The organism is uncultured Roseobacter sp., from assembly GCF_947492555.1.
GTDB lineage: Bacteria > Pseudomonadota > Alphaproteobacteria > Rhodobacterales > Rhodobacteraceae > Roseobacter.
On sequence record NZ_CANLNE010000008.1, the window covers coordinates 1 to 12139 of the forward strand.

Sequence of the window (12139 nt, forward strand, 5' to 3'; positions counted from 1 at the left end):
GGTGCCGGAGCAGGGGCGGGCGCGGGTGCTGGCGCAGGGGCCGGTGTTGGTTCTGGTTCGGGTGTTGGCTCCGGCGCAGGCGCAGGTGTTGGCTCCGGTTCGGGCGTTGGTTCTGGTTCAGGCGTTGGCTCCGGTTCCGGCTCCGGCTCTGGCGTTGGTGCCGGAGCAGGGGCGGGCGCAGGTGTTGGCTCCGGTTCTGGCGTTGGGTCCGGCGCAGGTGCAGGTGTTGGTTCTGGTTCTGGTTCTGGTTCGGGCGTTGGCGCAGGTGCGGGTGTTGGTTCCGGTGCAGGAGCAGGTGGTACTGGCGCTGGTTCCGGCGCGGGGCTTGGGGCAGGGGGTGGGGTATGCTTATCGCTATTCCCGGCGGTTGGCAGGATGTGTCCCAGACCGTTCTTATCCTCGGACTTTCCTACGCCGCCCGCGATTCCCGCGACGCCGAGCAGGCTCAGTAGTGCTGCTAACATGTTGATTTTACTTTCTTGTCCACTTTGCCGTGCTCACGGCCTATCTAGATTGCAGTTTTTGGCCAGACCGGCCGGGACATGTTACTTCTGCACTTGTTACGTTCGCCTTTATGCGGTGGCGATTTCGGATCACTCCGCGCCGCCGCCATGGTTAACGATTGGTTAATACTCATTCATAAGTGTGACTAAACTGAGAAACGATTGTGGAGGAACGGAGGCAATGCGCACGCTGATAGCGTGTGGTCGTGACGCATGATTCTCGTTCCGGATGTACCCATGAAACCCGGCTTGTATTGCCCGTGATTGAAATGATGCCTGTTCTGGTCTGTTGTTGTTGCGCGGAACCTACTGCGCAAAGAGGGGGGGTCAATCAGGCGAAAATCTGAACAAGCTACAATCTAAGCGGGAATTTGCCGCCGGTCAGGCAAGCTATTGAAAGTCAGTTCCAAATTTTTGCCGGCCCGTTTTTCCACAGGGGCGGAATCCTGCCAAACTCCGGGGAGCAGCCGGAATATATAAACAAGACCCGCGCCGCGGGCGGAACGGGCCTTGGTAAAAATCGCTGGAAGAAGGTCTTATTGCCGGGCGTAAACGTCTTCGAAACGGATGATGTCATCTTCGCCGAGATAGCTGCCCGTCTGAACCTCGATCAGCACCATGGGGACCTTTCCGGGGTTCTCCATCCGGTGCTTGGCACCCAACGGAATATAGACGGACTGGTTTTCACTGACCAGTTTCACCTCGTCGCCGACGGTGACCTTTGCTGTGCCTTCTACGACGATCCAATGCTCTGACCGGTGATGATGCGATTGCAACGACAGGGCCGCGCCGGGATGTACCAGGATGCGTTTGACCTGGAACCGGGTCCCGATCACCAGGCTTTCAAACCAGCCCCAGGGGCGGTGATCCTTGGGGAAGGCCTCCGCCTGCAGGGCAGATTTGGCCTTGAGCGCGGAGACCGCCTTTTTGACGTCCTGGGCGCGGGATTTATCGGCCACCAGCACCGCATCGGGCATGGCGATGGCAATGATGTTCTCCAGTCCGATGCCCACCAGCTCCAGATTTCCGGATTCGGACCGCAGCAATGTGTCGTGGCAGTCAATGGCCGTCGCGTTGGTGCTTGTGGCGACGCCGTCACCATCCGGGCCGGATTCGCGCCAGATGGCATCCCAACCGCCCAGATCGGACCAGCCCGCAGTATAGGGGACGACGCAGAGGTTGTCGGCCTTTTCCATGACTGCGTAGTCGATCGAGATATTCTCGGCCTGCTGCCAGCTTTCAGGCGCCAGCCTGAGAAACCCAAGATCGGCCTGCGCGGTCTCATAGGCCCTGGAAACAGGCTCTAACAAGGCCGGTGCGCTGGTTCGGAAGGCCTCCAGTATGTCACAGGCGCGGAACAGGAAGATGCCACCGTTCCATAGGTGCTTGCCGTCCTCGAACATGGCCTGCGCGCGGTCAGCATCGGGTTTCTCGACAAATCGGGTCAGGGCCGCGGGGGCCAGACCCTCTGGCGGGGCCGCCAGTTCCAGATACCCATACCCCGTTTCGGGATGCGTCGGGGTGATCCCGAAGGTGACCAGCTGGCCATTCTGCGCGGCGGGCACGCCGGCCGCGACCGCGGCGCGAAAGGCATCCGCGTCCGGGACCACGTGATCGGAAGGGGCAACCAGCATCAGCCCTTCGGGATCGCTTGCGGCGACATGCAGGGCGGCAGCCAGAATGGCGGGGGCGGTATTGCGCCCTTCGGGTTCGATCAGAATGGCGCCGGGATCGATTGCCACCGCCTGCAGCTGTTCGGTGACGATGAACCGGAAGTCGGATGCGGTGACCACGACAGGGGCGTTGTAGTCCTTGCCGGACAGGCGCAGCGCAGAGGCCTGAAATAACGTTTCGTCCCCCAACAGGGCAGCAAATTGCTTGGGGTAGGATTTTCGCGACAACGGCCAGAGGCGCGTGCCAGAGCCACCACAGAGCAAAACAGGTGTTATCATTTCAGATTATCTTTCTTTGCAGAGTACTTCTACGGATTTCAGTTTTTGGAATGCCGATCAAGGGTCAAGATCGGGTGGCCTATGACTTTCAGAGACATGGCCTGCCCGTATCGGGGATATCTGGCGCGAATTCTGGCAAAGTTTCGCTATGGAATCGTGAAGCTTCGCAAGTCTGCCTCATTGCGGCCCTATAGCAGTTGCATCAGGGGGCAGATGGCGGATAAACCGACACAGGCTTATGCCGCCCGTGCGTGGTGTTTTATATCTGTTGTTTGTTTGATTTATTGAAGGTGGGGCCGCCGTGCAGAAAGTAAGAGTTGCCGTTGTCGGGCTGGGTAAAATGGGTCTGAGCCATTTTGCGATGGTAAATGCCCATCCGGATGTCGAAGCCATCGCCTGTGACGGGGCAGGGTTCATGGTCGATGTGCTGGGCAAGAACATCGATACGCCGATCTACAAGGAATATGACCAGATGCTCGCGCAGGCCGAGCTCGACGCGGTGGTGATTGCGACACCGTCCCGGCTGCATGCGCCGATGGTCAAGGCGGCTCTGGACAAGGGGCTGCATGTGTTTTGCGAAAAACCGTTCTGTCTGGATTGGCAGGACAGCCAGCGCCTGACCGAGCAGGCCGCAGAGGCGGGACGCGTGGCGCAGGTGGGGTATCATTACCGCTATGTCGGCGCGTTCCAGGAGATGAAACGACTGGTGGAGGCCGGGGCCATTGGCCGGATTACCCATGTGCTGGCCGAGGCTTACGGCCCTGTGGTGCTGCGCCCCAAGCGCGCGACCTGGCGCACGCAAAAGGCTGAAGGCGGCGGGTGCCTTTATGACTATGCCGCGCACCCGCTGAACCTGCTGAACTGGTATTTCGGCGCCCCGGCGCAGGTCATGGGGTCGCATCTGGGGCAGGTGTTTTCGGACGGGACCGACGACGAGGTGTTCTCGACGTTGCGTTGGGACAACGGGCCGACGGCCCAGCTGTCGGTGAACTGGTCTGACGAGAGCCACCGTAAGATGTCCACCAAGATCAGCCTGATTGGCACCAACGGGCGTCTCTATGCCGACCGCCAGGAATGCCAGGCCTACTTGCGCAAACCGGTCGAGGGCCTGCCGGAATATACCGATGGCTGGACGGTGAAATACACAACCGAACTGACCGGAGATCGGTGGTTCTACCTGCGCGGCGAAGAATATTCGGCCCAGCTGGATGAATTCATTCAGGCCGTGAAGGCCGGGCAGGAGGCGGCAAGAGAGAATGATTTTGCCTCTGCCGTGCAGACCGACCGCACCATGGCGATGATCATCGAGAATGCCGAAACCGGTGTTTCCGTTGGCGAGGCCCCGATTGTCAATGCGCCTTCCAAACCGGCCAAACGTGGCTGGTTTGGGCGCAGTTAGAGACTGTTTTAAAGGAACGAGTGACGATTATGGACAGGCTTCTCTTTGGCGATAACCAGTTTTTCGGCATCAATCACATGTCCGAGGAAAAGGCCCGCGCCCAGGCCATGCGGTTTCAGAAAACCGAGGCCATCATGGACGTGCTGGACGTGGCCTATGATGCCGGCATCCAGACCTTCATGTGCACTACCCATGACCGGATTGCCGATATCGCCAGGCGGGTGAAGGCGGATCCGGCGCGCTATGCGGATTTCACCTTCTACCCCTGCATGCCCTATGCCCATAAATACGCCAATGCGGTTACCGAACACGGCATGGTGGGGGCGCTGAAGGAATTCATGCCGAAGGATGGGCTGCTGTCCACGGCGCTTGCGGGCAGCAAGGCGCTGGCCACCAAGGAGGTGGACGGGATTGCCCGTGTGCTCATCGATATGGAAATGAAGATGTTCGAGGGCGTGCGCGCGCCGGTGGTCTTCATCCAGAACGTCTTTACCGATCTTCTGCTCGGAATGGGTTTCACCCGCGCGTTCCGGATTTTCGACGATCACATCCGGGAAAAATATCAGGCCGAGCCTGCCTATATCACGATGAACATGCCGGCTCTGCTGAACGCGCTGGAAGCGGAGGGGATCGAGCGCCCGATCATCTGTTCGAACATCAACAAGATCGGTTTCCGCATGTCGGGGGGCTTTGACGCCTATCTGGATGCACTGAAATCCGGTAGAGTGCGCGCGGTTGCGATGTCCGTCTATGCCTCGGGCGCCATTCCTGCGGATGAGGCGATCCATTGGATTTCGGAACTGCCCGGCGTGGAATCGATCGTGTTCGGCGCCTCTTCGGCGGGCAATATTCGCGGGACCAAGGCGTTGGTCGATAAATACATGGCCGCCCCGGCGTGATCGCCAGGACGGCCATTCCTGAGCGAGGTGGTTATTATGAATAAGATTACCGAGATTACCGAAGACAATATTATCTGCAATCTATGCGGCTCTGAAGACGTCGATGTCGTTTTTCCCAAGGGCAAGGCGCAACCTGCGCAAATCGTGGCATGCAGCAAATGCAGGCTGATGTATTCCAGTCCGCGCGCGCGTTTCGTGGATCACGAGGATTATGAACAATGGGAAGCAGAGGGGCTTCTCAAGGGGGTGACCACGGACACATCGCACCCCTTTCGCTGGCGCTATGAAAAGGAATCTGGTCAGGTCCGGGATTTTGAACCGACCCGCCAGGTGATCCGCAAGCTCTACCCCAACGGCGGTCGCGTGGTCGAAGTGGGCAGTGGCCTGGGCTACCTGCTCCGCAGTTTCAAGGATGAGGGCTGGGATGTGCTGGGGGTCGATCCCTGGCGTGAATTACCTGCCCATACGCAGGAAATCCACGGAATAGAGACGATTCCGATGACGCTGGAGGCGGCCAAGCTGCCGGATGCGTCGGCGGATGTGGTCATCATGCTGCATGTCATCGAGCATTTGCCCGATCCGGTGGAGACGCTGCGCGAAATTCACCGGATTCTCAAACCCGGCGGTCACATGGTGATCGAAACGCCGCGCTATGACACGTTGATGTTCAAACTGCTGCGCCACCGCGAACGCAGCGTGAAATGCGAAGGCCATACCTATTTCTTTACCTTCGACACCCTGCGGCGCACCTATGAAAAGGCGGGCTTTTCCGAAGTGGATACGCGGGCGGTGGGCCGCACCCTGTCGATGGAACGGTTCCTGTGGAACGTCGGCACGATTTCGGGAAGTGAAAAACTGCGCTCTGCCCTGGGCAGCCTGTCCGCAGCCACCCGGCTCAATCGGCTGCGGTTCACCCTCAACCTGCGTGACATGCAGCGCATCGTTGCCCGAAAGGACCCCGATTGACCATGAAACATGAGCCGACCCTCAAGGCCGAGGCATCCCGCGGCGGGCTTGCTGTTGGCAAGCGCGTGCAGATGCTCAACGCCTATGTGCATGATATTGCCATGGATGATCTCGTCGCGGATTTCACCGAAGGAGCCATGCTGACCCTGCATGTGGATATGATCATGAAGTTGCAGAAGGATCGCGCCTTCTATGACATCATCGACAACTTCGATGTGATCACCTGCGACAGCCAGATCATGTATTTCGCGACCAAATTTCTGGGCACCCCGGTGCGCGAGCGGGTGTCGGGCTCCGACTACTTCCCCAAGTTCTACATGCACCACAAGGACAACCCGGATATCACCGTGTTCCTGTGCGGCGGCAAACCCGGTATTGCCGAACTGGCGCGGGACAATGTGAATGCCAAGGTCGGGCGCGAAATGATCGTGGGTGTGGATGCACCGGATTTTGATTTCGACACTAATCAGGCTGAAATTGAGCGGATGATCGAGGCAATCAATGCCTCGGGTGCGACCGTCTGCGTGGTGGGGCTTGCCGGTGGGCGGCAGGAGAAGTTCATCATGACCTACCGTGACCGGATGCCCGGCGTGAAGCTGTGGCTGCCGCTGGGAGGCACAATCGATTACGAGAGCGGCACTTTTGACCGTCCGCCCGTCTGGATCACAGAATGGGGCTTTGAATGGCTTTATCGTCTGCTCAAGGAACCGCGCGCACGGTTTCACCGCTATGTCGTGCATGAGCCGCCTTTCCTATGGGCGGTGCTGAAGCAGAAGATCGGGATATATCGGGACCCGTTTGGATAACAGGATGATCTATCCCACCTTTCTGATCAATCTGGATCATCACGTCCGGCGCCGGGCTTTCATGGAAGAGCAGTTTGCAGCACTCGATCTGCCGTTGACCCGGTTAGGGGCCGCGCTGGGACGTGATCCGGCGGTCCGCGCGCAGGCCGCAGTGGCCGGCTATGCGACGCTGACCCATGGGGAGATCGGATGCTTTGAAAGCCACAGGTGGTTCTGGCGGCACGTGGTGGCCGAAAACCTGCCCGGTGCTTTCGTGATCGAAGATGATGTGGTGATCGCGTCGGATTTTGGTCAGATCCGGTTTCCCGACACGCTGTTGCAGCAGGCCGATGTCATCAAGATTGATCAGGGGGTGCGGAACATATGTGCCTATGGCACGGTGCCTGTCGGTCTGGAAAACGGTCGCAACCTGTATCGTTTGTTGGGAACGGAGTATTCGACCGGGTGTTACTTCGTGACACAGCGGGGCGCGCGCCGCCTGCTGGAAGCCTCGCGCGGGTATTTCGTGCCGGTGGACCGGTTCATGTTTGATCAGGACAGCAAGGCCTTCTGGTCGTTTGATATCTGGAAGCTGGACCCCTCGGCGGCGGTTCAGTATCGCCTGTTCGACCCTGACGATGACGTCCAGACTGAAATCGATGACAGTATATCGGCCAACCGGTTGTCAGGCCGCGATGAGACACCGGGCATGAATATGATCAAGCAGACACGGCTGCGCATGCGGCGCCTCTTTGACTGGGATTTCCGCCGTATCCGCGAGGCCCGCAAAGCCCGTAAACTCGAAGAGTTTGCACGGTTAGAGCCTGTTGAAACGCGTAAGGTTGCCTTCCACTCGGCCTCCAGTTCACATGTGGAGCCCGCCCGGAAGGCCCTGGGATCAGAGGCCTCGGCAGAATGAGAAACATGACATCATGACGAGCCTTTCCGCTCTGCTCAACCCTTTCCGCGGCATGTCCACGCGCGCCCGTGCCCTGCGCGGCACGGGTTTTACCATTCTCAACGTGGGCGGGCGCGATTTCCTGCGGCTGTTGGCCAACCTGGTCCTGACGCGGTTGCTGTTTCCGGAAGCCTTTGGCCTGATGGCGCTGACACAGGTGTTTATCTACGGTCTGCAGACATTTTCGGACGTGGGCATCCACACCATGCTGATCCAGCACAAGCGTGGCGGCGAGCGGGTGTTTCTCGATACGCTCTGGACGATGCAGATCATTCGCGGAGTGATCCTGTGGGTCGGGGCCTGTGCGCTGGCCTTTCCGGCCGCCTATATCTACGACCAGCCACTCTTGACCGTGCTGTTACCCATCGCGGCGCTGTCGCTCTTCATCGAAGGGTTCAAGACGACCAAGGAAGCCGAGGCCAATCGCGAAATCACCATCGAACGGGTCGTGGTGCTGCGCTTGTGCACACAGCTGGCCGGTCTCATCGTCACGGCCCTGCTGGCCTATTGGCTGCGTTCCGTCTGGGCGCTGGTTGCCGGTACGCTGGTGGCGTCGGTCATGCGTGTCATCGTCATGCATATGGTGCTTCCGGGCAAGAGCAACCGGCTGCACTGGGACTGGGCAATCGTGAAAGAGACCCTGACCTTCGGGTTCTTCATCTTCCTCAGCACGGGTGCCTCTTTCCTCATCAACATGGGCAACCGGATAATTCTGGGGGCTTATCTTCCGATCGCTGTTTTCGGTGTGCTGAACATCGCCATCATGCTGGGGGCCGCCCCGGGTCAGGTCAGCCGGGCGATTGCACAAACGGTGATCTTCCCGCTCTACCGGATCAAACCAGCGCAGCAGAGCACGGATAACCAGCGCAACCTGTTCCGGGCCCGGCGCATGGTGGCGCTGATGTCCATGGGGATGTGCGCCGTGCTGGCAATCCTGGGGGTTTGGGTGGTCGATGTGCTTTACGATCCGCGTTATGCGCTGGCGGGACCGATGATTGTGCTGATCGCGCTGCGCGGTATTCTGATCAGCCCCTTTGTCGGGGCACAGGAGGCGCTGATCGGCAATGGCGACAGCAAGCGTCATTTCTATCTGAACGGGAGCATGGCAGCTCTTCAGCTTTCCATCATCCTTGCGGGGATCACATGGTTCGGCGTGGCCGGCGCCCTGATCGCGCCCGCTGTTGCCAACTTGCTGCTCTATCCGATGCGGGCACGGTTCATTTCCCGTTACGCCGCCTGGGATATCAAGGGAGACCTGATGCTGATGACGTTGGGCCTTGTGCTTGTACTGGCGATCTCCTGGTTCAACTGGGACGCTCTGCTCCTTGCGTTTGACCTGAACCTCCTGCAATGAAGTAACAAGGAAACCGAGCAATATGACACCTGATACTCTGGATGCTGCTGGGTCTTTCAACAGGCTGAGTGATGTCTACCGGGACGCGGTTTCCCCCTTTATAGAGCCTGATCAGCCTTTTGCGCTGATGGACTTTCCAAATCACAGCAACGTGGGCGACAGCGCGATCTGGGTTGGGGAGATGGCGTTTTTCGATGCCTATGTGCGCCGCCCGGCCTCTTTTGTGAACACCTATGCGGAAGATCCGGCGGAGGTTGCAGAATATGTGCCCGAGGGGCCGGTGTTCATCCATGGGGGTGGTAATTTCGGGGACATCTGGCCCCAGCACCAGACCTTTCGATTGCGGGCCATGGAGGTTCTGAAGGGGCGGCCCCTGGTGCAGCTGCCGCAATCGGTGCATTTCGACAATGAGAAGGGGCGAGATGAAACGGCCCGGGCCATCGCGGCCCATGGCCAGGTCACCCTGTTGGTGCGGGACCAGCCCAGCCTGGAATTTGCCCAGGCCCATTTTGACTGCGCGGTGCAGATGGCGCCGGATGCGGCGGTGAATATTCACCACCTGCCGGCAAACGACCCGGTGACCGACGTGATCAGTTTCATGCGGGGGGATCGGGAATCCGTCTGGGGGGATGCCATCACCTACCTGGAAAGCCTGGGTGAGATCACCGACTGGCCCGCCCCCGATGTCTGGACCCTGCCCGACAGGATCCGGCAAAAGCTCTATGCACCTTTTGCCCGCCCCGCCATGGCGCATCGGGAGGCCATGTATCGCCGCCAGGCACAGATGCGGGTGCAGGCGGGAGTGGCGCATATGGCGCCGGCCCGCCAAATCGTGAGCGACCGGCTGCATGTGCATCTGATTGCCGCGCTGATGCGGCGCCCGCATGTGGTGCTCGACAATGTCTATGGCAAGATCGGTCGCCACATCGAGGCCTGGGGCGACTTCGGCCTGGCCCGCCGGGTCGCAGATGTCGATACGTTGCGGGCGGTGATGTCCGAAAGGGCAGGGGGGTGAGATGTCCCCCAGCGCTACTGCCGCTTCAGTAGGCGGAAAATGCGGTGGGGTGCGTTGCGTAATTTGCGCTGTATCTTGGTGAGAGCCATTTTCGCCTTGAAAGGCCAGGGATCAAGGATGCGCGGCTTGTGGCCGTGAAACCAGCCGTGGACCTCGTCGCGGGTCACGTTCATGCCCTGGGCCGATTTGAAAGCATCGCCACTGCCGCCTCCAAAGTGATGCAGGTAGGTTTCATGTTCGAAAAAACCCTGCACCGAATGGCCTGCCGTTAGCAGGTTGCCCTGCAGTTTGGTCACCGACCACCACCATTGGTGCGACTCGTCCAGTTCCTCAGCCCGGTAAAGCGGGGCATCAATCAGCAGGCAGTAGCCATCCACCCGCAGCGGGTCTTGCTGCATTCCGAAAGCGGTGACCCCACTGGTATGGCGCGCCAGCAGCGTGCTCAGCCAGTCAGCCTGCCTGATCTCGATGTCGCTGTTGAGAAGGCAGAAATGCGTGGCCTGGGAGGTTGCGGCGCGGGCTGCGATATTGTTGCCTTCTGCAAAAAGCGTATTGCGCTCGGACAGGATAAGCGTGTCGATGTCCCCCGACGCCTCATAGGCCTTGACCAGTTCCACGGTTTCCGGGTCGGAAGCATTGTCGACGACGACAAGCTCATAGGTCACGCCATCGGTTTTTGCGCGCAGCGTATCGATCGTGATGCGCACCAGATCGGGGGCGTTGTGGGTCAGCATCAGGATGCTGACGAAAGGCGGCTGCTGCATGGGTCGACGTCCTTTTTATCCGCCCTTCTGGCCGGATAGATGCGTTAAAAGACCTGTGCAGTCAACACGCATGTCCCGGGTCCAAAGTGTCCCTAATCCGTGGCTTCCGGGCGTGATATTCATGAAACATGCCACGATTTCGATGCGTTGATCCGCGCGCAGGCGCAAGCTGGTATTCTGCCCGGCGATGCAGAGGATCCCGGTTGAGGCCGCACCGTAAATTGTCGCTGTCGATCGGGGCGTATCTCCTGCAGGATCTGCAGGGCGGCGTGGTGGTCGAGAAAGAGTTCTTCAGATGCCGGACCTCCACACAATTCTTTTGAGGGGGCATTGCGATATCCTTGGTCTGATATCGCACATTTCAATGATTAGACTCTTGAACTAGGGTCGCTTTACTGCACTGGATCGAATTTGATAATGAGTGCTGAATTCGTGCAATACTCTGCCGGACAGGCGCGTTGAGTGAGTGATATCTGAAATGTCTGCGCCTTCTCCCCGACCCAAGCTGACATATATCGAGACGTTGCGCGGGGCGGCCTGTTTCGGGCTGGTGATGTATCACGTGGTCGGGCCGCACCCGCAGGCGGGTATGGAACTGCCGTCAGGGCATTATCTCTTCTTGTCGATGCTCCTGTTTGTCGATTTTCGGATGCCGCTGTTCAGCTTTATCTCGGGGTATATCTTCCGGGCGCATGTCGGCAGTATCGCGCAATTTTCAAATGCCGTGGCGCGCAAATTCCGCCGATTGATGGTGCCGATGATATCTGTTGGCACCGTGTATTGGCTGGTGCATTTGTCTATGGGGCGGTCGGTCCCGCCCTATGTCGAGCTGTTCTATCTGCCCTATACCTATCTGTGGTTTCTGCCCGCAACCTTCCTGATCATGACGCTGTTTTACGGCTTCAACCTGATCTCCGGGAACAGGGCGTTGCTGATTGCGGGGGCTGTCATCGTGCTGGCGGGCGGGTTCTGGGTGGCGCGGGTCATCTGGACGCCCAACCTGTTTGCCAGCCTGAACGCGCTCTATATCGCTCCCTATTTCATGTGTGGCTACCTGTGGGCCAATCAGGCACACATGCGGGCGCTGGTGGACAGGGCGTATCTCGTCAAACGGGTCAGGAGGGGGCTGTGCGTACTGTTGGTCGGGCTGTTACTGGTGAAACTGGCCAGCATCCTGAACGTCTTTGAACCGAGTTTTCACCAGCAGCGTTTGCTGCGGTTGTTCATTGGCCTGTCGGGGTGTTCACTGCTGCTTTTGGTGCGTCCGGAGATTTCGTTCCTGGCCCGTATCGGCCAGCATTCCTATGCCATCTTCCTTTTTCACGTGTTTTTCACCGGCGGATTTCTGGAGGTTGTGCATCGGTTCTGGCCCACAGCCCCCGATTTGCCGGTTTTTGCAGCAGGGGTCGCGGTAGGCCTGATCGGCCCAATCCTGACCTCGGCGCTGATCCTGAGGCTGCCGATTGCACCGCTGCTGTTCCTCGGGATCAGGATGAAAAAGAAAACCCCGCCTGTATCGCAAGGAAGGGTGTCCTAAAGCGGGC

At 59.1% G+C, this 12139-nt stretch carries 11 protein-coding genes; 9 read left to right on the forward strand and 2 right to left on the reverse strand.

Annotation, left to right across the window (positions count from 1 at the left end):
- On the forward strand, window positions 1–469 hold a 469-nt coding region (locus tag Q1A07_RS21315; RefSeq protein WP_299784458.1), incomplete at its 5' end, for a hypothetical protein.
- 570 nt (window positions 470–1039) lie between these two features.
- Here Q1A07_RS21315 and Q1A07_RS21320 read toward each other — a convergent pair.
- Window positions 1040–2455, reverse strand: coding sequence for a mannose-1-phosphate guanylyltransferase/mannose-6-phosphate isomerase (locus tag Q1A07_RS21320; RefSeq protein ID WP_299784460.1), 1416 nt, complete (start codon window positions 2453–2455; stop codon window positions 1040–1042).
- 301 nt (window positions 2456–2756) lie between these two features.
- Between Q1A07_RS21320 and Q1A07_RS21325 the strand changes: the two genes are divergently transcribed.
- Genes Q1A07_RS21325 through Q1A07_RS21355 form a run of 7 tightly spaced genes read left to right on the forward strand, consistent with a single transcriptional unit; the run spans window position 2757 to window position 9831 of the window.
- Window positions 2757–3854 (forward strand): Gfo/Idh/MocA family oxidoreductase, encoded by a 1098-nt coding sequence (locus Q1A07_RS21325; RefSeq protein WP_299784462.1) that lies wholly within the window; start codon window positions 2757–2759, stop codon window positions 3852–3854.
- A 29-nt stretch (window positions 3855–3883) separates the two neighbouring features.
- On the forward strand, window positions 3884–4753 hold the full coding sequence (locus Q1A07_RS21330) for a hypothetical protein (protein WP_299784464.1): 870 nt from the start codon (window positions 3884–3886) through the stop codon (window positions 4751–4753).
- 36 nt (window positions 4754–4789) lie between these two features.
- A complete protein-coding gene (locus Q1A07_RS21335) occupies window positions 4790–5719 on the forward strand; it encodes a class I SAM-dependent methyltransferase (RefSeq protein ID WP_299784466.1) in 930 nt (309 codons plus the stop codon).
- Between the two features lie 2 nt (window positions 5720–5721).
- Window positions 5722–6525, forward strand: coding sequence for a WecB/TagA/CpsF family glycosyltransferase (locus tag Q1A07_RS21340; RefSeq protein ID WP_299784468.1), 804 nt, complete (start codon window positions 5722–5724; stop codon window positions 6523–6525).
- Between the two features lie 4 nt (window positions 6526–6529).
- On the forward strand, window positions 6530–7423 hold the full coding sequence (locus Q1A07_RS21345) for a glycosyltransferase family 25 protein (RefSeq protein ID WP_299784470.1): 894 nt from the start codon (window positions 6530–6532) through the stop codon (window positions 7421–7423).
- Window positions 7424–7436: 13 nt separating this feature from the next.
- A complete protein-coding gene (locus Q1A07_RS21350) occupies window positions 7437–8816 on the forward strand; it encodes an oligosaccharide flippase family protein (RefSeq protein ID WP_299784472.1) in 1380 nt (459 codons plus the stop codon).
- A gap of 22 nt (window positions 8817–8838) precedes the next feature.
- Window positions 8839–9831, forward strand: a complete 993-nt coding sequence (locus tag Q1A07_RS21355; RefSeq protein WP_299784474.1) for a polysaccharide pyruvyl transferase family protein — start codon at window positions 8839–8841, stop codon at window positions 9829–9831.
- 14 nt (window positions 9832–9845) lie between these two features.
- On the opposite strand, the gene Q1A07_RS21360 is transcribed toward Q1A07_RS21355, so the two are convergent.
- A complete protein-coding gene (locus tag Q1A07_RS21360) occupies window positions 9846–10595 on the reverse strand; it encodes a glycosyltransferase (protein ID WP_299784476.1) in 750 nt (249 codons plus the stop codon).
- Window positions 10596–11073: 478 nt separating this feature from the next.
- Between Q1A07_RS21360 and Q1A07_RS21365 the strand changes: the two genes are divergently transcribed.
- Window positions 11074–12132 carry an acyltransferase gene (locus tag Q1A07_RS21365; protein ID WP_299784478.1) on the forward strand — a complete coding sequence of 353 codons (1059 nt, stop codon included), beginning with the start codon at window positions 11074–11076 and terminating at the stop codon, window positions 12130–12132.
- The last annotated feature ends 7 nt before the right edge of the window (window positions 12133–12139 follow it).

Coding starts and splice junctions, on each gene's coding strand:
- Q1A07_RS21320 (WP_299784460.1), bottom strand. CDS start 2,455: ATGATAACACCTGTTTTGCTCTGTGGTGGCTCTGGCACGCGCCTCTGG.
- Q1A07_RS21330 (WP_299784464.1), top strand. CDS start 3,884: ATGGACAGGCTTCTCTTTGGCGATAACCAGTTTTTCGGCATCAATCAC.
- Q1A07_RS21335 (WP_299784466.1), top strand. CDS start 4,790: ATGAATAAGATTACCGAGATTACCGAAGACAATATTATCTGCAATCTA.
- Q1A07_RS21340 (WP_299784468.1), top strand. CDS start 5,722: ATGAAACATGAGCCGACCCTCAAGGCCGAGGCATCCCGCGGCGGGCTT.
- Q1A07_RS21345 (WP_299784470.1), top strand. CDS start 6,530: ATGATCTATCCCACCTTTCTGATCAATCTGGATCATCACGTCCGGCGC.
- Q1A07_RS21350 (WP_299784472.1), top strand. CDS start 7,437: ATGACGAGCCTTTCCGCTCTGCTCAACCCTTTCCGCGGCATGTCCACG.
- Q1A07_RS21355 (WP_299784474.1), top strand. CDS start 8,839: ATGACACCTGATACTCTGGATGCTGCTGGGTCTTTCAACAGGCTGAGT.
- Q1A07_RS21360 (WP_299784476.1), bottom strand. CDS start 10,595: ATGCAGCAGCCGCCTTTCGTCAGCATCCTGATGCTGACCCACAACGCC.
- Q1A07_RS21365 (WP_299784478.1), top strand. CDS start 11,074: ATGTCTGCGCCTTCTCCCCGACCCAAGCTGACATATATCGAGACGTTG.